The organism is Niabella soli DSM 19437 (genome assembly GCF_000243115.2).
GTDB lineage: Bacteria > Bacteroidota > Bacteroidia > Chitinophagales > Chitinophagaceae > Niabella > Niabella soli.
Window position 1 is genome coordinate 1084027 of sequence record NZ_CP007035.1, and the last position, 25901, is coordinate 1109927.

At 46.1% G+C, this 25901-nt stretch carries 14 protein-coding genes; 3 read left to right on the forward strand and 11 right to left on the reverse strand.

The window, feature by feature from the left end; all coding sequences use genetic code 11:
* Positions 1-45: 45 nt before the first annotated feature.
* Complete coding sequence (locus NIASO_RS04535; RefSeq protein ID WP_245605225.1) at positions 46-2208, forward strand: DUF2231 domain-containing protein; 2163 nt, start codon at positions 46-48, stop codon at positions 2206-2208.
* A gap of 501 nt (positions 2209-2709) precedes the next feature.
* On the opposite strand, the gene NIASO_RS04540 is transcribed toward NIASO_RS04535, so the two are convergent.
* Entirely contained in the window at positions 2710-3120 is a 411-nt protein-coding gene (locus NIASO_RS04540; protein ID WP_245605226.1) for a c-type cytochrome, read from the reverse strand.
* Positions 3121-3255: 135 nt separating this feature from the next.
* On the opposite strand from NIASO_RS04540, the gene NIASO_RS04545 reads away from it, so the two are divergent.
* A complete protein-coding gene (locus NIASO_RS04545; RefSeq protein WP_008583118.1) occupies positions 3256-4743 on the forward strand; it encodes a sulfatase family protein in 1488 nt (495 codons plus the stop codon).
* 42 nt (positions 4744-4785) lie between these two features.
* On the opposite strand, the gene NIASO_RS04550 is transcribed toward NIASO_RS04545, so the two are convergent.
* Positions 4786-7182, reverse strand: coding sequence for an ABC transporter permease (locus NIASO_RS04550; protein ID WP_008583115.1), 2397 nt, complete (start codon positions 7180-7182; stop codon positions 4786-4788).
* Between the two features lie 239 nt (positions 7183-7421).
* On the opposite strand from NIASO_RS04550, the gene NIASO_RS04555 reads away from it, so the two are divergent.
* Positions 7422-8162 (forward strand): sulfite exporter TauE/SafE family protein, encoded by a 741-nt coding sequence (locus NIASO_RS04555; RefSeq protein WP_008583113.1) that lies wholly within the window; start codon positions 7422-7424, stop codon positions 8160-8162.
* Here NIASO_RS04555 and NIASO_RS04560 read toward each other — a convergent pair.
* The 9 genes from NIASO_RS04560 to NIASO_RS04600 form a co-directional block, all read right to left on the reverse strand.
* On the reverse strand, positions 8139-8603 hold the full coding sequence (locus NIASO_RS04560; RefSeq protein ID WP_008583111.1) for a YqgE/AlgH family protein: 465 nt from the start codon (positions 8601-8603) through the stop codon (positions 8139-8141). The two genes, NIASO_RS04555 and NIASO_RS04560, sit on opposite strands and share 24 nt — an antisense overlap.
* An 88-nt stretch (positions 8604-8691) precedes the next feature.
* A complete protein-coding gene (gene galB / locus NIASO_RS04565; RefSeq protein WP_008583110.1) occupies positions 8692-11250 on the reverse strand; it encodes a beta-galactosidase GalB in 2559 nt (852 codons plus the stop codon).
* Positions 11251-11330: 80 nt separating this feature from the next.
* Positions 11331-13454, reverse strand: coding sequence for a family 20 glycosylhydrolase (locus NIASO_RS04570; RefSeq protein WP_025298711.1), 2124 nt, complete (start codon positions 13452-13454; stop codon positions 11331-11333).
* Between the two features lie 69 nt (positions 13455-13523).
* Complete coding sequence (locus tag NIASO_RS04575) at positions 13524-15842, reverse strand: glycoside hydrolase family 20 protein (protein ID WP_008583105.1); 2319 nt, start codon at positions 15840-15842, stop codon at positions 13524-13526.
* Positions 15843-15901: 59 nt separating this feature from the next.
* Complete coding sequence (locus NIASO_RS04580; protein ID WP_008583103.1) at positions 15902-17230, reverse strand: alpha-L-fucosidase; 1329 nt, start codon at positions 17228-17230, stop codon at positions 15902-15904.
* Between the two features lie 14 nt (positions 17231-17244).
* On the reverse strand, positions 17245-19068 hold the full coding sequence (locus tag NIASO_RS04585) for a right-handed parallel beta-helix repeat-containing protein (RefSeq protein ID WP_008583102.1): 1824 nt from the start codon (positions 19066-19068) through the stop codon (positions 17245-17247).
* 107 nt (positions 19069-19175) lie between these two features.
* Positions 19176-21488 carry a hypothetical protein gene (locus NIASO_RS19585; RefSeq protein WP_025298713.1) on the reverse strand — a complete coding sequence of 771 codons (2313 nt, stop codon included), beginning with the start codon at positions 21486-21488 and terminating at the stop codon, positions 19176-19178.
* Positions 21489-21608: 120 nt separating this feature from the next.
* A complete protein-coding gene (locus tag NIASO_RS04595) occupies positions 21609-23456 on the reverse strand; it encodes a glycoside hydrolase family 97 protein (RefSeq protein ID WP_245605227.1) in 1848 nt (615 codons plus the stop codon).
* Positions 23457-23608: 152 nt separating this feature from the next.
* Positions 23609-25870 carry a hypothetical protein gene (locus NIASO_RS04600; RefSeq protein WP_008583096.1) on the reverse strand — a complete coding sequence of 754 codons (2262 nt, stop codon included), beginning with the start codon at positions 25868-25870 and terminating at the stop codon, positions 23609-23611.
* Positions 25871-25901: the final 31 nt, after the last annotated feature.

Genomic DNA, 25901 nt, shown 5'->3' on the forward strand with positions numbered 1-25901 from the left:
AGCTTAATGCCTAATGGTTCAAAAAAGTTCAAGCATAAAAGTAAAATGATGGAGGAACGATCGCGCGCGCAGGCAATTATCTTTAATGCCTGTATCTTTTTAAACTGCTTATTGGTTTTTTTGCTGTTCTTTGGAAGTGAGCTACGGTTGCCGGCTTTTTTACAGGTATTTGGCCGCGCGCACCCATTGGTCCTGCACTTCCCTATCGTGCTGCTGCTATTGGCTTTTGGATCAGAGCTCATCGTGGCCTCTTCCCGCGCAGCGGTTCCAAAAAATACCGCTAACTGGCTATTGCTTTCCGCCGCATTTACTACGGTAATTACAGCACTAATGGGTCTTTTTTTATCAAAAGAGCCGGGATATGGCGGGGATGAAGTGACTACGCATAAATGGCTGGGCATCGCCTGCTCCTTATTAGCCTTCGGATGGTATGGCCTTAAAGACCAGGTCAGAAGGAACAAGGCGATTACTACTGTTACAGGTATAGGCGTTGCGGCTGTCTTATTAGTGGCCGGTCATATTGGCGGCAATATAACGCATGGTGAAGATTTTCTTTTTTCGCCCGTGCTTGCTAAAAGCGAAACGCCCCAGGTGCCTTTTGAAGATGCGATTGTTTATACGCACCTGATCCAACCCATTTTTGAAAAGAAATGTATGAGCTGCCATAACAGTAGCAAGGCCAAAGGCGAGCTGGTAATGGAAACACAACAATTGTTATTAAAAGGAGGTAAAGACGGAAAACTCTGGGATACAACGGCTGCCGGCTTTGGCTTATTGATGCAGCGTATTCATTTACCGTTGGAAAGTAAAGAACACATGCCTCCACAGGGTAAACCGCAACTTACTGATGAGGAAGCCCGGATCCTGTACCTGTGGATCAAAGCGGGAAGCAGCTTTACACAAAAATTAGCGACGCTGCCTGATTCGGATTCGTTGAAAATGATTGCCCGGTCTTTCTTTAAAAGCAAGGATGAAGAACAGTACACTTTTGCCGCGGCGGATGAAAATACAGTGAAAAAGCTCAGCAATTCTTATCGCGTGGTGGCGCCCATCGCAACCGGCTCCCCCGCCCTGGACGTAAGTTTTTTTAGCGCAGCTCAATTTAAAGGTGAACAATTAAAAGAGCTGGAAAAGGTAAAAGACAATATTGTGTCTTTACAATTGAGCAAGATGCCTGTAACGGATGAAGACCTTAAAGCCATTGGCAGTTTTAGTAACCTGAGAGCGCTCAACCTTTCCTTTACCAAAGTAAAAGGAGACGGAATAAAGTACCTGGCCGGTTTGCAGCATTTAAAACAACTCTCCCTTTCCGGAACCGGCATTACGACGGGCGGACTGCAACCGCTGGCAAAATTAAAAACCCTTATCGCTATTGAGGTGTGGAATACCGCCATTACAGACAAAGACCTGACATCGTTAAAAAGTAACTTTCCCAAAGCCGCCTTTGACATCGGTTATAAGGGCGATACGGTCATTGCGAAATTGAGCACGCCCATAATAACTGCAGCAAATGATAAACAGATCTTCAGCAATACATCCCTGATCACCATTAAAAGCCCGGTTAAAGCAGCCATCATACGTTACACGACGGATGGCAACCCGCCCGACAGTCTGAAATCCCCCGGTTATGAAAAGCCGTTTATTATCGGCAAATCCGCTGTCATTCATGCACGGGCATTCTTAAAAGGATGGATCAGCAGCGACACGGCTACAGCCGGCTTTTATAAAAGCGGAATAAAAGTGGACAGCGTTTTTTTAATAACACGCCCCAACCCGCGGTATATTAAGAATGCTATGGATGGAAAAGCATTTATTGATGAAGCTTTGGGCGGTGTTAACTTTGGCACACCCGAATGGGTAGGATACCAGGACAGCGTGCTTGAAATATACTTATTTTTCAAACAGCCTGTAAAAGTGAGCGCTCTTACATTAAACGGGCTGGTAGCCACCGGAAGCGACATATTTCCTCCTGATGTATTGCAGGTTTGGGGAGGCACCACCACCCAGTCGCTGCAATTACTATCTCAAACCCGCCCCACACAGCCTTCCGCCAATCAGCCTGCTTATCTCGCCGATTTCACCGGCTCTTTTCAACCCCGGCAGGTCAGTCTTATAAAACTGGTTGCAAAGCCCGTTCGTTTGCCGGCCTGGCATCCCCGAAAAGGCAAGAAAGGCTGGGTATTTTGCGATGAAGTGTTGGTGAATTAGCAGTATTTTAATCGGGTGCAATGATGTAATACTGAACGGCCATTAGAATTACTACTATTTTTTTTCAATGGGTAGCCGCTACGCGGCATGGTCAATCATTATACGCTACGGTTCTAAAAATGGGCAATGCCGAAGGCATTTTTCAACACTCCTCTTATACAAAGTACCGGGGAGCCGTTTCGCCTGTTTTGTTCCATCGGAACAACCTGTTGGTAGACTTGTTACAGCAGCAGATCATTTTGGTGTGCCGTAGGTACACTCCGTAAAATAATTTTGATGCCGATTTATTATACTATCGACAGACGCGGGTTGCTCACGTTTATCGTTTGACATTTCACGACTTGCTTAGCGCCAGTATCCAATAGCGAAAAACAAGCCGCTGAAGCTCCTAAATGATGAGATTTCTCTTCCGCCTCCCCGTCTGACCGTCGTCCGGGCGGGCTGCGTCGGGTTCATCGAAATGACGATGCCCTAATGTGTCATCGCCTCAATTTCCCGGATCTACTCCCGCAGTGATAAAATATAGCTAACCATTATTTCAACATCATCAAAGGAAAGCTGCGCATGCGGTGTCATTACGGCGTTGCCCCAGCTTCCGCTTCCCCCCTGAATTATTTTTTTGGCGAGGTATTCAATATAAGCCTGGTTTACCGGGTATCGTTTGGCGATATCTTTAAAAGCAGGGCCAACAGACCGCTGGTCTTCTTTATGACAGGTATAACAATCGGAATAACCAATTAACACCTCCCCCTTTTTTGCTATAGCAACAGGTACGGGGTCGCTTGGCCCCGGTATCGCTTTAATATAATCAACCGGTTGCCGGGTTTCCTGTTTTGGCTGCCTGCCGCTACAAGCAGGGATACATAAAACAGCAACTGAAATACAGCTAATAAGGATTGTTATTCTTTTCATTCCAAACATATCGACAAAAGTACAATCCAAAAGTTTTATTCAACAATCCATTGCCATAACCGCCTCAAGTAATAAATTTGGTTAAAGCATTCAATACCGCTCCATTATTGCCTATCGGATTTACAAACAATACAAATGAAACGAATTCTATTACTCTGCGCTTTGGTCCCTTTTACATTCATGACAAGCGCACAAAACAGCCGGCCCAACATCATCTATATCCTTGCCGATGACCTGGGTTATGGCGATGTAAGTGCCCTGAATAAAAACTCCCAGATCCCCACCCTGCATATGGATCAGTTGGCGCGGGAAGGCATGGTCTTTACCGATGCGCACTCTTCCTCTGCCGTCTGCTCTCCTACACGATATGGCATATTAACCGGCAGATACAACTGGCGTACCCGTTTACAAAGCGGTGTATTATGGAGCTATGATCCTCCTCTGATCCCTGAAAGCCGCACCACGGTGGCTTCTTTGTTAAAGCAAAGTGGTTATCATACTGCATGCATTGGCAAATGGCATCTGGGCCTGGGCTGGCAACAAGGGGAGAACGGAAAGGTGGATTTTAATAAACCCATTTTAGGAGGACCTACCGCGATAGGGTTTGATTATTTTTATGGCATTACGGCCTCGCTGGATATCCCACCCTATTTCTACATAAAAAATGATCGTATTACCGCCACAGTTATTGATAGTATCAAAGGCGCCACGGGCAAAGGGTTTTGGCGCGCCGGCCCCATTGGTAATGATTTTAAGCATGAAGAAGTATTGCCACAGCTTACTCAAAAAGCAACTGACTATATAAAGGAGCAGGCCGCCGGTAAACAGCCCTTTTTTCTTTATTATGCCTTGCCTTCACCGCACACACCCATTCTTCCGGCAAAGGAATATTCTGGTCGCACGCATACCAACGCCTATGGCGACTTTGTGTTGATGACGGACGATATGGTGGGCAAAGTATTGCAGGCCGTTAAAGAGGCGGGCATCGAAAATAATACCATTATTATATTTACCAGCGACAACGGATGTTCGCCCAGCGCCGATTTTAAGGAACTGAAAGCAGCAGGGCATTATCCCAGCTATATCTTCCGCGGAGAAAAAGCCGATATTTATGAAGGCGGCCACCATATTCCGTTCATCGTAAAATGGCCGGGAAAAGTAAAAGCGGGCACCACAACTGCCACTACGATTTGCCTTACAGATTTCATGGCCACTGCCGCAGCCCTTACCCACCGGGCGTTGAAGGACAACGAAGGTGAAGACAGTTATGACCTGTTGCCCCTGCTGTTACAAAAAGGCGTATATCAAAGAACTTATACCATCCATCATTCCATCGACGGGAATTTTTCCATTCGCAACAAAAACTGGAAGCTGGAATTTGCCTACGGATCCGGCGGCTGGAGCGCCCCCAGGGAAAAAGCAGCCCGGACGCAACAACTGCCGCCGGTTCAATTATTTGATCTGGCAAAAGACATCGCTGAAAAAAATAATATAGCCGGTAAAAATCAGGAAATTGTAAAACAGCTTACCCATCAAATGGAAATCATTATTAATGACGGCAGAAGCACTCCCGGTGCTAAACAATCCAATGATGTGCCTGTAAATTATTTGAAATACCGGTAAGGAATATATCGGAAACAAAAGGCCTGTGGGATATTGGCATTTTCACTCTGTTCGTAATGCTTTAACCGGGTTGGCCACCGATGCTTTTATTGTTTGGTAGCCCACGGTCAGCCACGCAATAATTTCTGCGATCAAAATGGTTAATAAAAATAGCCCGATACCCAGATGAACCTTATATGCAAAATGTTGCAGCCACCAGTGCATTAAATAATACGCGATCGGGCTTGCAATTAAAAAGGCGACACCAATAAGCAGCGTAAATTCTTTCGAAAATAAATAAAGGATGCTGCTTCCGGAGGCCCCTAATACCTTCCGGATGCCTACTTCTTTGGTACGTTGTACGGCCATAAATGCAACAAAGCCATACAAACCCAAACAGGAAATAAAAATGGCAATACCTGCAAACAACTGAAACAATTTTGAAAGCTGGTTTTCCTGTTGATAAAAACCGGCGATCTTTTCATCCAGGAACTGGTATTCATATACAAAATCAGGATAGGTCTTGCTCCAGATGGATTCTATCGCCGCCAGGGTTTGCTTTGCCTGTTGCGGTTGTATTTTTATGTTGATGAGCCGGTAGAACATTTTGTTCGAACCCAATACCATGGGTTTCATTTCCTCTTTAAGCGAGTAGCCATTAAAATCTTTTACCACTCCAACCACAGGAGCGTCTATTTTTCCATTCCAAAAACTTATTTTTTTACCAATGATATCGGCGGGGTTTTTAAAGCCTGATTTTTTCGCCAGCAGTTCATTAACCACAAACCCGTTTACCGTATCGGCCGGGCTATAAGGCCCGCCAGCAATGAACCGGAGATTATAGGTCTTAAAGTAATCCACATCTGCCCATTTAAAGTCGGCTTTAAAACCCGTTTTTCTATCGGCATTATCAAATTTAAAGTCATCGTCCCACCCTGCCTGATCCATCGGGCTAAATGCGCTCATGCTCACCTCCTTTACACCTGCCAATTGCTGCAATTGCAGTTTTAGCGCGTCTTTAGACGGATGTGAAGTATCGTTAGCCATGGGCACGGTAAGAATGGCGGCCTTATCAAAACCCGGATCTGCATTTTGAAAAAGGTTCATCTGGCGTACGACTACTAATGTTCCTATGATCAAAATTTGTGCAACCACAAACTGAAAGACCACCAGTATTTTCCTCATGGAAAAACCGCCGGCCGTTTTATTGGTAAATTTATTTTTAAGAACGGTAATGGGATTAAACCCCGATAAAACAATGGCAGGATAAATGCCAGACAACAAAGTGACGCCGATAATGAGGCAGGATAAAAACAGCACTACCGAAGCACTAAACTGTATTTTTACGGATGTCTGTAACAATTGGTTCAGCAGGGGCAATACCATAAAAGCGATCCCAATTGCTATAATAACCGAGACCAGGGTAATAAGAAAAGTTTCGCTGAGGAACTGTAGTATCAACTGCATTTTATTGCTGCCTAAAACTTTCCGGATACCTACTTCTTTTGAACGGTTTACGGCCTGAGCGGTAGCCAGATTTATAAAATTAATACAGGCAATAATTAAAAGAAATAAACCGATCAGACTTAACGCTGCAATCAGTTCTCTGCTAAAGGTTTTTCCACTAAGCGTCCCAAACGCCCGATCATAGTGGATCTTATTTAAAGGTTGCAACATATAGCCCTGGTTGGCATATTCAGTGGGAGTATGTTTTTTTACAAAAATTTTCAGATCCTTATCAAATTGTTGTGCCGACACGTTTTTTGGAAGCACCACAAAAGTATTCAGCGATCCGTCCTGGGCGCCCCAATCGGTTGAAAGGTCTTCCTGCCGGGACGTTTTAAATGATAATACCACCTGCAAAGGAAAGTCCGTATTCACAGGCGTATTTTGCAGGATGCCGGTTACTTTGCAAATAGTACTATTATCATACCTGATCAACTTGCCGATAGCCGAATGCCAGTCTCCAAAATATTTTTCGGCGGTTGCCTGTGTAAGCACTACCGTGTTTACTTCCGACAAGGCCGTTTTGGGATCGCCCGCCAGGAAGGGAAAATTAAAGATGCTGAAAAATTCAGGTTCAGCGTAGAGAACATTTTCCTTAAACTTTTTTTGCGGGATATTGGTGGTATCGTTTAGTGCGGTTAGCTGCTTATTGTTCCGCGCATAGATGCGGGCCACCTGTTCCAACTGCGGATAATCTATGCGCAGGCCCTCTGCAACCGGAAGGGCACTCCCCTGCGAATAATGCATCCCTTCCGGGGTTTTGTTGGCGGCTACTACCCTATAGATACGTTCTTTGTTGTTATGAAAATCATCAAAACTTGTTTCATATTGTGTCAATAAGAAAATAAGCAGGCAGGCGGCAACGCCGATGGCTAAGCCGGCGGTATTGATGACTACGTAAGCTTTATGTTTGCGTAAATTTTGCCACGCTGTTTTCAGGTAATTTTTTAACATGATGGACCTACTATTATGAGTTGAGCAAGAAATAATATTCCAAAATCTTCAATAAAAATGCCATTTGTTTATTCACCTGATAAGCAATACGATGCATGCCGGTGAAAAATATAAATTGTACGTTTTTGATACAATGGTTGTTCATTTATACGACAAGGGAGCCGTATTAAGATATTGCGTATTTTCACCCGTAGAAAAATTATACCCAACAAAGAAACAGAACAGGAATCAATAACAACATGAGCCTGACAATCATTTCCATTCTTATTATCAGTTTTATTGCCTCGCTCGTTCGATCAACTCTGGGTTTCGGAGAATCGTTAATTGCGGTGCCCCTGTTCCTGCTTTTTTTGCCAGCAGCAACCGCAGTTCCTTTATCGGTAATGCTGTCGATTGTGATTGCGCTTATTATCGTTATCCAGGACCACCGGAAGATCCATTTTTATAGCGCCAAATGGCTTATTATTTATGCTATCCCAGGTATTCCTTTAGGACTGCTGATCCTTATATATGGCAATGAGACCCTGGTAAAAATAGCGCTCGGATTATTGATCATCAGCTATTCGCTTTATACCCTGGCTGTCAGAAAACCAAAAAGTTTAAAAGAAGACAGTCAATTATGGCTTTTTATTTGCGGTTTTTTGTCGGGCGTTTTTGGCGGCGCTTATGGATTGAACGGTCCGCCCCTGGTAGTATACGGTAATCTTAAAAAATGGACGGCAACACATTTCCGGGCTACGCTGCAGGCTTATTTTTTACCGGTAAGTTTACTTGGGTTTATCGGGTATTACGTAAAAGGATTGGTAACAGCAGAAGTGAATTATTATTTTCTGTTATCCCTCGCAACATCAGTGCCGGCAATATTTTTAGGCAGATGGCTAAACCACAAATTGAACAGCCGGTCGTTTCTCCAATACATTCTTTACGGGCTTATTATCATCGGTGTTATTTTAATACTAAATGCGTGGTCCGGTAAATAAATCTATTGGTTCCTCCGGGAACTCCCAATAACCCTCAGCCACTTCGGTTTCCAGTTCTCCAAAATCCCAGCCGCAATAGCCCACAAAGATCTTGACGTCCTTTTCAGTTAACCTGCCATTATTGATGGCCGCAACTGCCTGTTTAAAATTCCCACCCAGGTAAATATCATTTCCAATCAACTGGCCCTCATCGATTAAATCAGGTCTTCGATGAATAAAGTAGAGGTGCTCCTGGTCTACTGGGCCACCATTAAATAACGGAAATGCAGGGCTGTGGCGAAATTCCACTAATTCATTTAACTGCCGGGGAAATCGTTGACTTACGATAAAACCCATGGCGCCCTTTTCATTGTATTCAGTAAGGACAACGATCGCTTGCTTAAAATTGTCATCATCCATTAATAAACTGGCTTTTAAAATGACGCCGGTAGTAATATTCATTAGAAATTCTTAAACTGTATTTTTAAAAATTGCATTGTCTAAACCGGGAACTACCAGATGTGAAACTCTAAAATGCTCCGTGCTATTATCACTGAACCAGGATTTCTGTTTGTGCCGCCTGCAGTCCATCCGCCGCTGCCTTAATTTTCAGGGAACCACCGGCCCCTTTTTTTGCTTTTACAATTACCAATGCCATGCCGTTAAACGCCGCCTTATCACGACTTTGAAAAGATTCAAAACTGGTGGCATCCCCGTTATCGGTAGCTACGATCTCACCCCGCCCCTCTACGGTGAACCGGATCTTTGGATGCGAACCCGGCACCATTAATCCATTTTTATCTTCCACGCGCAGTGTAATAAAAGCAAGCTCTTTTCCGTCATTGGCTATCTTCTTAACATTGGAGACCAGGGAGAGCTTTGCCGCTGCGCCAGTTGTTTTCATTACATCCGTTGCCCAGGGTTTTCCGTTTTTATAAGCCATCACTTTTAATTCGCCGGGTTGGTACCTTACCTCATCCCATACCAGCCTGAAATCTTTGCCCGGTTGTTTCTTTTTGCGTCCCAGGCTTTTCCCGTTCAAAAACAATTCCGCTTCATCGCCCGAAGTATAAACATGTACCGGAACAATGGAATCTAAACGATCCGGCCAATTCCAGTGCGGGAGAATATGAGCCATTGGCAGATTGGGCCGCCAGTGCGACTGATACAGATAGAACCGATCCTTTGGAAACCCTGCCAGGTCGATGATGCCGAAATAGCTGCTGCGGGAAGGCGGCTTATTTTTTTGCAGTTCCGCTAATGCTTTTTCCAATTCCGCACGTTTCGACGGATCATTTCTGAAATTCAGCAGGTTGGTTTCGTCAGATCCGTAAGGCGTTGGTTCACCCAGGTAATCAAATCCCGTCCAAACAAACTCCCCCAGTAAGTGCGGAAACCTTGCATTGATCCGAAACTGTTCGTCCGGTGTGCAACCCCAACCCGGATGATCCAGATCGTAGGAGCTGATCTGCCAGTTTTTTCGATTGGTTCCGAAAAAATATTCGCCACGGGAACTAACGCAACTGGAGGTTTCGCTGCCCATTGTTGGCATATTGGCGTAACGTGGATCTGCATCCCACCTGGCTTGTTGCCCAAAAAAATAATTTACGCCCATCAGGTCCAGGCCCTGCACGGCACCTGATTCCCGGCCTCCATTGGGATCATTATACCCGTTAGATATGGGGCGTGTGGGATCTTCCCTGCGCATAATGTCTGCGAGTTCTTTTGTCATGGCCACATCGCGCTGATCCATCACTTCGTTCCCAATGCTCCAGATAATTACAGAAGGATGATTCCTGTCGCGGTGCACCAGTGCTGTCAAATCTTTATCGTGCCATTCATCAAATAATTTATTATAGTCGTTCTTCTTTTTGCCGTGTTTCCAGGCATCGAAGGCCTCATCCCAAACAAGAAAGCCCATTTCATCCGCCAGTGTAAGCAACTCCGGGGCAGGCGGATTATGAGACGTACGGATAGCATTGGCACCCATTTCTTTCAGCAGCGTCAACTGCCGTCTTAACGCACTGGTATTGATGGCCGCACCCAGTGCGCCCAGATCATGGTGCATACAAACACCCTGTATGGGTACCCTTTTCCCGTTTAACAAAAACCCGTTCCGGGCGGTAAATTCAAGCGTTCTTACACCAAAAGTGCTATAGTACGTATCCAGTTTTTTCCCGTTAATCCATACGGTGGTCACGGCAATATAACGGTCCGGCGTTTCAATGCTCCATAAGCGAGGATTAGGGATTGCTATTTCAACATTTACCTTGTTCTCCTTTCCTGCCGTCAGCGCTATGTTTTTTTGTTGGGCCGCCGCCACTTTCTTTTTAAGTGTGTTTCCTGCACCCGCCTCGAAAATATCCGTTTGAAGGGTTGCCTTTACCTCCTGACTTCCCTGGTTGGCAACGGTTACCTCCATTTTAACATCGGCAGCTTGTCTTGTAACTTTTGGCGTGGTAATATACGTGCCCCAACGCGCCACATGCACGGGATCTGTTTTTACTAACCATACGTGCCGGTAGATGCCGGCCCCGGGGTACCAACGCGAATCCCATTTTTCGGTATTCAGTTTTACTGCCAGTACATTTTGTTTTCCATATAAAAGATAAGGCGAAAGATCCATCCTGAAAGAAGTATAGCCATAGGGCCAGGTGCCTACATATTTACCATTCAGCCAGATCTCAGCATAGGCCATGGCGCCGTCAAAATCGATAAATACTTTTTTACCTGCATCAGCAGCGGCTATTTTAAAATACTTGCGATACCACCCGATGCCCTTCCAGGGCAGCTTGCCGGTTTCGCCCGCCAAGTCGATGCGGAACGGACCGGTGATGGCCCAGTCGTGCGGCAAGGTGACCTGTTGCCAATCTTTATCACTAAATCCTGATGCTTCAGTTCCCTGTGGTTCTTTCAGTCTTGTGCCATCAGGCTGTAGTCCGTAGCGTTTGAACAACCATCCTTCATCAAAGGAAGTAGCTCCCGCATTGCCCAGCCGGGTAAAGGTTGATTGCGCAAAGGTTGTTTGGAAGGATAATAGCATAAAGCATCCTATCGCGAATAGCCGGATGATAGAAGGAAACTGTATTTGCTGATTTTTATATTGCATCAGGATAAATTTTATCATTAATCTATATCATCGCCAAAGGCGATAGAATAAGGCTTCGAGACTACAAGTCTCGAAGAGCGCTACAAATCTCGAAGAGCGCTAATTGCACTGTCTGAAAGTTCTGTATTAAATACTTTCAAATTTCGGATCAGGGCTTTGGCCGCATTGCTTTTATCACCGATAAACTCCAGCGGGAAAAAGAGCGTTTGTACTTTTGCCGTTTGCTTTCCGTTAGGAAAAGTTCGTTTCGCCCCTTCCAGCTTTTCCTTAAGCACCCCATTTACATAAAGCGAGGTACCTTTATTATTCCCTCTGATCACAATAAGCGTCCATTCATTAACAGGGACAGAATAATCAAAACTATAATGATACCCCTCTCTTGAAAAGCCCAGTTTACCGGAGCCTTGCTGATTCAAGGTCACCACCGCATCTTTTGAACCAAACAATACAGCATTTGGCGCATTGCCGGCCTCAGGTCTAATAGAAAAACTAACGGTATAACCATAGCCAATTCCCGGATAGGGCGTTGTAATGAAACTATTTCCTCCCCTCAAATGGATCGCTTTTTCATTTTCATCATACGGGGCATTTACTTCTGCTGTTGTTATTGTTGCCGACGGATTAAAAATGCCCCCGGCATTCATTGCCAGCACCAGCGAGTCTTTTGCCCGGATGCGTCCTAACATATTTAAGCCGGGGCCTTCTTCCAGTTGTCTGGCATGCATTTCAAAATCAGTATATGCCATTGGCTTTACACTACCATCCCACATCTTTTGAGCTAATACCTGCATGGCAGGAAATACCCGGTGGTGCACATCTTTTTCCGTGATACCATTGCCTACATGATCATTCCATACCGCAAAGGCCCCTCCTCTTAAAAGCGGGTAGTGCTCATCAAAGGTCTCCTTTCCGATCCGGTTGGGCGTCCATTCTTCGTAAAGTTTTTTTGTATTCAGGTAATCATAATAGTACCCGGCAGCCGGCACAATATACAGCCAGCCATCTGGCGTACTGATCCCTTTATACCCCAATGCAAACATATCTTTTGGCTCGGCATAACCGTTATACCAAAGGTTCATAGTTACCCCCTTCACTTTTACCGGTGTGGTGCCCTGCGCGTGCGTCAGCGAACCCCACATGCGCACTTTTTTTCCAAAGCTTTCTACAAAGCGGATATAATGATCCGTAAACTTCCTGAATTTTTCCGCATCTTTTTTGGCATATTCATCTGTGCCGATATGCACTTCTTTCCCGATAAAAACCGGTTTGGGCCCTTGCAGGTATTCCCTGAACACATTATCAATTACTTTATACGTAAGCGGGTTGTCCAGGTCCAGGTGATCCATCCCATATTGTTTACTGCCAATGCCCGGGACGGCTTTACTAAAGGCCAGGGAATGCGCGGGTACATCAATTTCAGGAATGATGTTCACCCCATACCGCTGCGCCATCTTTTGCAACTCTATAAATTCTTTTTTTGAGTAACTGCCATCTTTTGCTGTAAGCCCGGGATACGTATCGTTCTGCAAACGGAAGGCCGAATAGGTGCTATCCCAATTATCACCAAAGAACTGTTTAAAACCGTTATCGTTTAAATGAATATGAAAATCATTCATTTTATAATAAGACATAAACTTTACATAATTCCTTAAAAAGTCCAGACTAAAAAATTTACGTCCTACGTCCAATACAAATCCGCGTACTTCATATTGCGGATAATCGAGCGCCACACCCTTTGGCAGTTTATGTTGGGCGTTTTGTTCTAATAGTTGCAGTAGCGTGCGTGTGGCCCAGATAGCACCGGCTTTGTCCTTTGCTTCAATGACGATGCCTTCGTTAATATGCAGCCGGTAACCCTCTGCATGTAAGGCGGTATCCCGATTATTGAAGGTAAAAAAAACCGCGCCTCCTGTTGCCTTGCCGGCGCCAACAGCCGGCTGAGGGGCTCCGGCTGCTATCGACCAATCTTCCGCCAGCAATTGTGCAACGGGCAGTAATTGCTCTTTGTATTTTGGATCAACAATCAGTTTAACGTTCTGCTTCCATTCAAATTGTCCGGTACTTCCTTTCCATTCATGTAAGGCAGGAATGACAAAGGGTGCTTCATTCGTTTGCGCCCGGGCAACTTGTGTTACCAGACAGACAACAACTACAATAGTGCAGCACCGGGCTAAAACAAAGAGTATCGTTCGAAACAAATTCATTATTTTCTGGTTTTTATTTTCGGTTTCATCAAGCCAGGCTCCGCGGGTGACGGCATGACGTTGCTTTTCTTATTCTACTATAATCTCATCGCAAAACAACCAGGCAGGCTGTCCCTCGCCGGGATGCCCTTTGGGGCATTGCCCCAGGTTTTTCGCAGTAATGCGCAGGTACCGGAAAGAACGGACATCAAAACGCGCAGTAAAATCTTTGGTTTGCGCCGCCCTATCCGTTGCAGGTATGGTATTCTTTACGATGGCCAGTTCGGTGTAATGTGTTCCATCAGCCGACACTTCATATTTTACCCATTGCGGGAAAAAGATCCACTGGCCATAACTTTGCAGGCAGCCCAGGGTTACACTGCCTGCTTCCACCGGTTTTTCAAAATCAATAGTAGCTACCAGGTCGCTACCATTAAATGCATGCCATTGTTTGCCGGCATCCTTTGTACCCCGTAAACCATCCGTAAGCGTTGCCGGGCCGTTAGCCGGATAATATTTACTATAAGGTGTTGCATACTGTACTGTTTTTCCGGTAGCCTTATTAAAGGTAAACACCTGTTGTGCCGGCCGCAGTTTTACCATGCTGTTATTGATCGCCAACCCTGCCTTTAATGTCATGGAGCGATCAATAGCTACAGGTTGCTCATAACGTTGGCTACCCGTACCGGGGTCCGTTCCGTCGGTTGTATAATAGATCACGCCCGCTTCATTTTCCGTTTCCATGCGCACTTTTAATTTACCGTTGTGAATTTCAGGCAGAATATCTACTTTGAAATTGCCTTTGGAATAACGGATCCCTTTTTGATCAAACCCCAACAACTGAGGTTGCAATCGCTGGTTAAAGTTTTGCCAGTTACGGGATGCTTTGGGGCTCCATACCACTTCCGCCAGCGCCAGCATACGGGGCAGGATCATATATTCCACATGATCATAGGTCTGGATCTGTTCGGTCCACAAATTTGCCTGTGCCCCCAGTATATGTTTCGCTTCCCCTGCCTTTAATTCCACTGGGATGGGTTCATAATTATATACCCGTTTTAAAGTGTTAAAGCCCCCGAAAGCCAATGGTTCTGTTTCCGGATCACCCTGGTAATGGTCGAAATACAATGGGGATCCCGGGCTCATCACCACATCGTGGTTCATCTGTGCTGCTTTGATGCCGCCGCTTTCACCACGCCAGCTCATCACCGTTGCTTCCGGGGCCAGGCCACCCTCCAGGATCTCATCCCAGCCAATCAGCTTGCGTCCCTTGGCCAGCAGGAATTTTTCTATGCGCCGGATAAAATAACTTTGCAGCTCCTCCTCATTTTTTAACCCTTCTGATCGCATCCGGCGTTGACACCGCTCACAATGCTCCCAGGTGGTTTTGTCTACTTCGTCCCCGCCCACATGTATGTATTTGGAAGGGAACAAGTCCATCACTTCTTTCAGAATATTTTGCAGGACTATAAAGGCGCTATCATTGCCCGGACAATAATTGGCGTGCGCTGTTCTTCCATAAAAACTACCCGGCTCATTAAAAGAAGCCGCGGGCGGTATGCAGGAATATTGGGGATAGGCTGCTAAAGCGGCTTCTGAATGCCCTGGCATTTCAATTTCCGGAACGATCGTAATATAGCGCTGTGCTGCATAAGCTACAATCTCTTTGATCTGCTCCTGTGTGTAATAACCGCCATAAGTGGCTTTACTGCGATCGGCATTGAATTGAATATCGGCCCAGTTCCATGGCTTGCCATAATCACTGATCCGCCATGCCGCCTGCTGCGTAAGCTTCGGATATTTTTTTATTTCGATACGCCAGCCGGCCCCATCTACCAAATGCCAGTGAAACACGTTCATTTTATAAGCGGCCATCAGGTCGATAAATTCTTTGATCAATTCGGGGCCAAAAAAATGCCGGCTTACATCCAGCATCATGCCGCGCCAGGAGAAACGTGGGTAATCCAGTATTTCCATACAAGGGATCTGCAATGCCTGGTTGGTGCGGATGGCCGGAAGGGTCTGCAATAAAGACTGTACACCATAAAACAATCCTTTTACCTGGTTGGCCTGTATGGTTATAGCTTCAGGTGTAACCGATATGCGGTAACCTTCGGCTCCTGCCTGGTCAACGGGCGCTATCCGAAAACGGATCATTTTATTTTTAGCTGTACGCTTATTATTGATGTCATACCCACTGAGCTGTTTGATATAGTTGCTGAAATAGCGGGCCACATCAGCCACTGCTTTGTTACTGACCGGCACTTCGATGCGTGCGGTTTCGTCTAAAATAAATACGCCCGGTTGTAGCTGCAAACTTACCGGCTGCGGGATAATAGATACAGGCTGTTGGGCCTTTATGGATACTGATATCAATAGCAACACTGCCGTTACAATTCTGAATCGCATATTCTTTTTATTAACTGATTCTGATCCCTGATAAAAAAATTATCTTATAACAATTTTCGTTATTGCAGTCCCCCCTGCCCTTTATATAAGCTCACTGGTTTATCCAGCTTTACTTTTAAAACAGTAACATATTTGTCACATGCCGCTTCGGGAACATTGATGTACACCAAACCGGGAATGGGGCTCCAGGATATCTTACCTACAATCTTTGGCTGCAACCGCGTACCCTTACCTACTACCGTAACTTGTTCAATTTTATTTTTCAACCCTTTGATCATCACCGGGCCATTTTGTTTGCCGTGTAAAAATAGAAAGAGTGTACTGGAATCTTTTGAAAGTGTGGAAGGGCCATAGAAATGCCCCTGGGGCAGGCCACCTACCGTGTTAAAGATCGCTTCGCCGTTTCTTTTATTCCAGGCGCCCAGCTCTTTCAGGATATGGATCTGTTCTTCCGGGATCGTGCCATCTGCTTTGGGGCCCATATCCAGCAACAGGTTACCGCCATTTGCTACCGCATCCACAAAAATAGTAATGATCTCGTACGGTGTTTTCCAATTATTATCATGATGAAAACCCCAGTTATCATTGCTGGTCATGCAAAGCTCCCACCAGTTATAATTCGGACGTGTAACCGGAAAATTCTGCTCCGGAGTTTCATAATCACCCCAGCCCTGCAGCCGCCCGTTAATGATCGCATTGGGGTTACCCGACAAAATAATAGTGCGTACTTTTTGCGCCTCCCATTCTTCGGCGCTATGCTCCCAGTCGCCGTCGAACCACCACAGGTCCGGCTTAAATTTTTTATTGATCTCCTTTATTTGCCCCTGGAAAAAACTCCGGAAGCGGTTCCACCGGTCATAATCATTGGCCACCACATACCGGTTGCTGTCTTTCAAAAAGCCGGGGTAATTATCATCCGACCAGTCGATCAGCGAATAATAAGCGCCGCATTTGATATTGCGTTTACGCAATTCATCGAAAAAAGGCTGAATCATATCACGCCCGGCTGGAGTTTTCTTAACGATACTCCGGTCGTTGAGGTGCGTATCATACATGGCTACGCCATCATGATGTTTGGTTGTGATCACCGAATAACGGGCGCCGCTTTCCTGTATCAGATCTGCCCAAAAGGCCGGGTTATAATTTTTAAGGGTGAACCCCTTTAGTTGTTTCATATAATCGGCGTAGCTTATTTTCTTATTGTGAAAACTCCATGATTCATCAATGCCATTTACTGCATAAATGCCTGCATGAATAAAGATCCCCAGTTTGGCATCTGCAAACCAACCCATCTTTTGCCGGATCTCCGCCGGCGGTACATTTTTTTGGCCGAAGCTCACTTGTACGCTTATCCATGTACAAGCCATCAGCACTACTTTCTTTATCATCTTTACAGATCGTTTTATTGATTGATTAATTTCCCATCTGTTTTTATCGCATCAGGGCTCATCCCTTTAATAATCACCTGGCTCAAACCTGCGGCCGTTAATTTATTTCTTAACACGGTTACGTTATTGCAGGCCGTAAGCCGAATCGTAGCGCCTGCGCCTGGCGTGGTGCTAATCACATTCCCTGAAAACTGCAATCCCTCCACGCTACGGGCTGAAAGCACTTCGCCATTAATACTTTTAAACAGGTTGCCGGTGATCCGGATATTATGATGCACATATTTCCCTGCCACCAATTGATGGTTCTCGGGAGCAATAGTTATCGCCCCGCTACCGTTATATCCGCATTCTTCAAACCGGTTATTGCGAATCGTTACATCCGTTACCGGGCCTGATTCAAACCAGTTGCCGGCATCATCGGCAATCAGTATGGGCGCCATCCCTGTATGATAGAACCGGTTATTTTCAATCACCACTTTTCGCCGGGAGGTCACCAAAATGCCTCTTGTATTGGTCCGTTCAAAACTGCTGTTCGTGATCCGGACTTCGGGTGTCCAGGTAAGGTTCTCTATACACGATCCTCTTTTTATTCCCTCCGGGAGCGCCCCTTTTAATTCCAGTTCCATTTCCCGGGAGTTAATCAACCGTGCGGATCTTAATACCGCTGCACCCTGCGGCAACAGGGTTTGCGGATTGATAAAAGCGATGCTGTCATTTTTGAAGAAGGCAGGAAAGCCATAAGTTTGATGATGCATAAACCGCACGGTTAATTTTCCCCCTGCATTTATGCCGGTTATCTGCAGGTGCGTGCCATGCACATTCACCGGGTCATCATGCGATCCTGATGTCCGGCAACTATCAATTATCACTTTCCCCCGGCAGCCGGAGAAATGAAAACAGTCGGCAAAGGCCGCAATGATCCTTCCGCTTCCCGGGCGGGGCGCTACGGTTACACGACGTAATGTGATATTTTCAGCAAACTGGGAAACAATACCCAGCCCATGCATATAATGCATGCGAACATCGTATAATACCACATCCCGGCTCTGCTCAATAAAACCGCCGCAGTTGTCGCGATAAGGATCCCGTATCGTCAATATATCGCCTGCTTTATAAAGCTCCTTTTTAAACATCCCTTCAAACACAACGGTATTGACCGCAGTTTGCCGGGCCTTTGCTTCCATCAAAGGGGCCGCGGTGCTATAACGCAGTTGATCAGCAAGAGCATCAAATAGGATGGTGTGAAATTTCCGGGTTTCCCATCCTTCCCCATAAAACACCAGTTTCCCGTTGTCGATCGTAAAGCGGGAGTCCGGGTGCATCCTGGCTTCTATACGGTTTTCGCTTACCCGGATCATTTTCAGCTCACTCATGGTAGGACGCTCGTAATCAAATGCTATATTTTGTATCCGGATGTTATGACTTTTCAATAAAGCAAACGAAATCATTTTCCCATGCAACATTATTAAACTTCCCTTTCCGTCGATCGTGAGGTTGTTGTGGTCTTCCAGTAAGAAGGCAATGTGTTTTATTTTACTTAGTGAATCATTTTCTGTGCAGTTTGAAATATATAATTCCCTTGCCGCAGCGCCTTCCGGCCAAACATCAATGCGTCCGGGTGGCAGCACCAATACTGATGATGCATATTGCCGGCAGGCCTCAAGGGCTCGTTGTAGTGCAGGCGCCGCGTTCTGATGGCTATTGGCTTTTACGCCATAATCGACCGCGCGGATTACAACCGGGGATTGCGCCGATGCGTGTGCAAAAAATAAAATGCACAATGACAAGCCACATCCGCGGAACCACCAACCACGTGTCAACCCTGTAAATAGCTGCATCTTCCAAATATAATTTTATTTGCCTCAAGATATTAATGCAACCGATTGCATCGATCTGTTATGCTGCTGATAATAAGCAATTTATTATTTGCAACTACATATATCCATTAGAATGCCGGTCGCAATTTTCCAGCATTATCAATATCCACTTTAGTTACTTTCCCCGGCTCTATAGTTACCTTAGGCCAATTTACAAATGCAGTATAAGATAGCGGGGTTTGCGCCTGGTTGCTTGTTTCTGCAAAAATGGCCACGCTTGCGGTATACTTTGTTTTATTGGTTATTGCCAGCGTAACCCCGGCTTTGCCTGTTTTTATAATCCGTGCTTCCACGTGATCAAACACCTGTACCTTTTTAGTATCTGTCTGCGCATAAATGCCCGGCAATTCCAAAGCCATTAGGACGCCGTTAGTTTCCGTCCATGAATTACGGGTATTAATAAAATTACCGATAGCATCTTTCCCTTCGGCATCGCTGGGTTGTATCCGTTCCATACTGCTACCTGTCAAATTGTTGGTGGTAATATGAACCGGAGGAATATTTACGGCTTCCGCCTGGGCGTGCTGAATATCGCCGATCAGGTCTGCATACAACGGGTTACTTGTAGCCCGGTACAGTTTAAACAAATAATCCCCGGAAGCCGTACAGATACCCGGCGCCGCATGTTTGTTCTGAATGCTGGCCCATACGGCGCCTGCCATATGACTGCCCAGCTTCCCGATCTGACTTTGTGGAGGGAAAACTGCATCATAAGACAGGGTCCAGGTTGCGGCCAAGGCAGCAGTAACCTCCGCTTTTTTTAACCAGCTTTTATCGCCCGTATAAGAATAAAGGGCCATCAGTGATTCCAAAAAGCCAAAGGCCGACTCGGAATTGGCGTCCATCGAAATATCTCCGCAATCACCGCCTGTAAGGCCTTGTTGCACTACATCCCTGTTATAATAATAGTTTGCGGATGCTTCTGCCACTTTTAAAAACCGGGGATTATGAAAATAACCTGATGCCAGTGCCAGGCCCGCTGGCGCTATCGCCCCGGCTGTAGAATTGAATACGGCAATTTCGCCTGTTTCCGGTACGATATACTGTCCGAACTGCCCATTTTTTTCCCAGGTATTTACAAATGCCCGGGCAAGCTTTTGCGCCGCCGCTTCCCATTCGGGTTTTATCATTTTCTGGAACCCCTGTGCTTTAAATAACAAAAGATGCTTTATCAGCCAAAGCAAGGCATCACTGTTCTTACGCACCATTGCCTGTACCGCCGGGAACGCAGGATTCATTTTTTCCGGGCGTATGGCCCCATCCGCAGTAATGCCTCCGTAAAAATAACCGCTTTTTCCCTGTAGCTTATTTATTACAAAATCCAGTTCCCGGCCCACCCGCTCCCGCTCCTTTTTATTGTTCAGCGCCAGCATGGGGTACGTGTTCATCATCCCGCTTACCCATCCTAACTGAAAGTCTTTGCTGTTCTCCGGAAGGTAATAACTGCCTGCCGGAAATTCTCTGAAATTATTGCTGGTAATAGTTGTGGCAAGGCCCGCATAATAACTCATCGGCAGCCAGCTACGCGGTTGGTTTTTCCCGGTAATATCTTTACGATGCTGCATAAAAAACATCAGCAGCTCCGGGATTCCGGTGGTGTTGATCACAAATAAACGCAGGTGCAGGGTCAGGCTGTCGCCCGCTTTCCAGTCAGGGGCTTTATCACCACTGCGATGAAAATCACCAAAACCCGGTGCCGTTTGGCGCATTGCAGGCGCCGTAACGATAAAGCTGCTTTGTGTTTGTTCTTTATTTTCAGTAATGGTAAGTCCATGATTCCCGTATTGAGAACACTGATCCGTTAACAGCACCAAACTTTTTCCGGATGCGGGGGCAAAGAAACACATGGCAGGGGTGGCCGCATTCCCTGTTTGTAATTCAACTACTGACGCCCGGTTCTTTTCAATAGCCAGGCGTGGATCATTAGATATGGTTAAGGGTACCTTGGGATTGTAATACATTTCCTTTGGATAATCCGGATTATAACCATTACCGATAGACGGATAGCGGTTGCCATTATAGAGTATGGCCGGCACCAAAACATAATTATTCCGGCTCCACCGGTTAAAATTAACTGCAATGCTGACTGCAGTTTGTGCCGACTGTCCCTGTTCCAGTATAAAGGTCGCCGACAGATCCATTGCCGCCGGTTGCCCCAGCACCCTGTTGGTTTTTATATGGAGTTGCCACCCCTTTGGCAGGCGTTGTTGATCATTAGCGGCAACCGTTTCTATCAGATCGGTACCGCGGTATTTTTTTACCGCGGCTTCTATATGCCCGCCAAAAGGCGCCAGTATGCGGTCAATATCCTTTAGTGATTGCGCTTCCGAACAAACCGCTGCCAATATCAGTAATATTATTATCGCAAAAAATCGTTTCATCAAAAAGTATGTCATTATAATAATTGCAAGGCCCCATATTATCGTGAGAAGTGAGACGACAAGCGTAAGTTTTTTACATTTGATATTTCACGAATAATGTAACACTAAATTCTCTATACATTAATTAGCCGGCCGGATCCAGATCGCCTGTCCTCCGGAAGGAAGCAAACGGGCATCCAGTTTAGTTGTTGCATCAACTGTAATTTTTTTTATGGACATTTTAGTACGTACGGGCGAAGCCGGATCATCATAATAAATGGAAGCGGTATATTGTTTACCCGGTTCCAGGAAGGAGCAATTGACGGTAATGTTCCGGGTATCATCATTTGTAATGCTTCCTACAAACCATTCCTTTTTACTTCTGCGGGCAATCGTTACGTACTGGCCGATTTGTCCGTCCAGAACTTTCGTATCATCCCATACAGTGGGTACGCGGTCAAAAAATTCCAGTTCGGGTTCGTCTTTTGAGTCTTCGGGCTTATCATACCAATACATAAACTGCAACGGGCTGTAATAAACCACCGATAGCGCCATTTGATGACCGGAAGTAGTTTTAAGCACCCGGGCATTCAACGTTTCAGCCAGCTTTGGCTTTAACTCCGGCCGGTGATAATAACAGATCGTATAATCTGCAGCGCCTGCCAAAAAACGGGTAAAGGGTAACACCGTATTATGCGTTGCATCCGGCATCTCTTCATTACCTCTTATCCCTTCCTGCGTCATCAGGTTCGGATAGGTTCTGCTAAAACCGGTAGGCCGGTATTCATCGTGAATGTCTACCATCAGATGATGCTGCGCACATTTCCTCACTGCTTCATGCAACCAGCTCGTCCATTTAAAGGAGCCTACATTTACAAAACCAAACTTGATACCTGCAACGCCCCATTTTTCATACAGCGGCAATAGCACGTCCAGTTGTTTTGCCAGGGCGATCTGGTTCACGTAAAGCAATACGCCAATGCCTTTTTGTGTTGCATAAGCGATGACCTGTGGCAAATCCAGGTCATTTTTGGGATTACGCTTCGGATCTACGTTCACTTTGGTTGCGTCCGCTGCCGAATCGTATTCATGCCCGTACCAGCCGGCATCAAAATGAATATATTGCAAGTGTCTTTTCACCGCAAAATCCACCAGGGCTTTCGCTCCGCTTGTAGAAAGCGTTATCTCCCGCATTACTTTCCCGGGTTTGATCCAGTTGGTGTTTTTAATGGCGCAAGGTGGATTCAGATTTAACAACAGGTCATCATGTTGCAAAAGCTGGGTGGGCTTTTCGGCGATCATAATCACCCGCCAGGGGGTAGCAAAAGGTGTTGGCAATTGTACTTTATCGAACATAGCACAGGCAATCGTGTTCGGTTGCGCCGGATCCAGTACAAATTTCGTCCGGCAATAATCCACTACTGCTGCTTCCGCCAATGCGGCATACAGTCCGTTTTTTAATTGCAGTGTCAACGGACGTTCGGCCTGTCCCGGCCATTTGCTCAATGGCAACAACTGGTAGCTTCCCTGCGCGTGATCGGTAAACCAGGCGCGGGTTCCCTCAGGAAGCGTAAACTCCGTAAAATCTTTGCTTATACTAATTATCGGGGCGCCGCTGTTGCCGTGGGGAAAGTTATAGCGAAACGCGAGGCCTTCGTTATAGGCCCGTACCTCCAGCAGCATGGTTTGCGAAGCGCCCTCTTTTTTTCTGAAGCTAAAGATCTTCGCCTGGTACCGGTCGCGCACCCGGCTTCGTTCCCCGTAAACGGGCGTCCACCAACTATCCTGTGAAAACGACCGGGTGGAATAGCGCTCCAGGCCTTCCTGCCAGTTTTCCACTCCCATTGCTGAACGTTGAACGATATCCTTTCCATTATAAGATATCGAATAGCTGATGCGCCCCTCCTCATTTACAAAAAGACTGAATACTGTTTTGCCGTCCGGAGACTTTAATACGGACTGGGCAAAAGACGATAGTGCTGTACTCATTAATAAAAAAAGAAAAATAATTTTGTTTTGCATTGCTTTGTTTTGTAAGTAACGAACGCTATTTCCATTTAAACAGTAAAATAAACTCTTTTGAGCCGCCCTGTGAAACTTCCGGTTTCGTAGTAATAAGCGATACAATTTACGAAGCGCTGTTAATACCCCGCGGCTCTTTTTAACACCACCGGCTCCACCTTATTTCCTTTTACCATCCGGTATAAGGTCCAGGTATTTTTATCATTCCCTGCTTCCAGCCGCCAGCTATAAGCAGGATCCGCCAACTTCGTTTTTACCCAACGCGGGAAGGCATTTGCCGCACGGGCATCTTCCCAGGTGCGGATCACTTTAAAAATAGCTTCTTTCTGCGGGCAACTTTCCACATCCTTCTGGTTCAACCGCAGGCTGTAGGTGGTGCCCAAACCGACAGAAATAGCCTGAACATGCTCATATTGTTCGGGCGTTGAGCGCGCCGTAACCGGGAAATTTCCACCCATCCCCACCGGGAAAAAATTGGAATAGGTTACATCCCGCAGGTCTTTACCCTGGCTGGTAGTACTGCCCCACTCCCTGGTATCCACATCATACAAATTTTTTCCGCCACCCACATTCCAGATGCTCTGGTAATGCCAGGAGCCTTCAGATAAGGTAGCGCCGGTAAAGCGGATATACGGCACGCCTATTGCTTTGGCGCGATCAAACATCTTGTGAAAAAAGCGTTTGGCCGAGTAATACCCCTGCCCGCTGTTAAACAGGAATTCCTGCCCGTCAAAATCATAGTAAGCCAGCCCGTTAATTTTGCAAACATCGGCATAATATGCCGCTATTTTATCCTGCAGGGGTATATTGGGAATAATACCATCGTATCCATAGTTAACCGTAACCTGTAATTTATAAATAGTATCGCCTGCTGCGTGGCCTGACGGGGTCGTTTTCCAATAGCCGCGTTTTACGTGCAACAGCCGGTAGGGAGGTTTATCCGAAACGCCTAAATAATAGATCAGCTCCTTCCCGATCTTTATCATATTCAGGTTTTCACAGTGCCCTTCCCAACTGGCAACTTCGTTGAGGTACTGAGGATCATTTACCAGGAGAACCGTATCCGAAGCATCGATATTTTTTAAAAGCAATCTTTTTTGCTGGTAGCACAGACTATCGCCCGGAACCGGGCTGGCATCTTTCGTACCTGGGGCCAGTGCATTAGTGATGGTCGTCCTCCCAATGATAAGACGTTTTTTTGCAGCTAGGGCTGCAAAGGCCTTGTGCGATAAACTACCTGTTGTCATTTTTATCGGCTTCCGCTCAAAATATTTTCCGTCAATATACCCTTCATTTCCCCTGTCGGGCCTTAAAAATCCCTGGTCGTATAAGCTGATCGCTTTAAAGCCCAGCCTGCTTGTATAAGAAATAATGCTGTCGTTCAGGTTGCCGTCGGTTAAAGCATCCGGAACAAAGGCCGCGGGATCCTTGATCCATTTGCCATTGATCGTAGGATAGGGCAATTGCTCCTTTAGTACGATCTCCCGTATCACGTCCATCAACGCCGTACTGTCCGGACTACCCCATAAAGCTACAGCCGATTCGATAAAATCCACGCCCGGCAAGGGTTGTACGTCAATATGATTAGGAAGATTCGCTTTCATGTGCGGGATCAATGAAAACAGGATCTCTCTTTTTATGGATCGGTCCCGCGACTGGTATGCTATGGAGATCCGGCCTTTTTCATCCACTTGCGCAGCATCTCCATACAGAATACGGTACCAGGGCTCTTTGTGCGCATAGAAGGCCACATCGCTGATACCATTGCCGCCCAGGCTGAGCACCTGTCCTTCATGCAGCGAATCCGGGAGCGGGAACCGTTGGGTATCCGGTGTGTGAATGATATATTGAAACGGAGCGGCGTCACCAATGGTAGCGGCCATGCCTCCCAAAGTATTGTCGTTTAGCGCCAACATTCCAATTGCATAGTTTACCACACTGCTGGTATCGCGCGCTACGCCAATGATCTCTCCCAACAGGTTGGTAATGGTAGTGTGGCAGGGGCCCCATTGGACGGCTTCGATCCCTGCCCTTTTTGAGAGCGATAATAATTGCAGTTTAAGGTATTTTTTTTGCGGGCTGATCCGAATGCACGCCACAGATCCGTTGCTATACGTCAGCCTCAGCAATCGTACCGCAGCGCTATAAGATGCTTTTACCGGTTCATAGCAGGTTTTGCTGCCGCCATCAAACAACAGCATCAATGGAGAAGGCCGGTCCGCTGGGCTAAATTCACGATAGGGCCGTACCGTACTATTTTTCATACTGGTGATAAACCCTTTATTATTGATATGAATGCCGAAATAATCGGTTTTAAAATCCCATTGGGCAAACAGCTTACCGGCCAATGCAAGGAAAATTATCAGCAACGTTGTTCTCATACCTACTTACCAAAATTATTATTCAAAACCA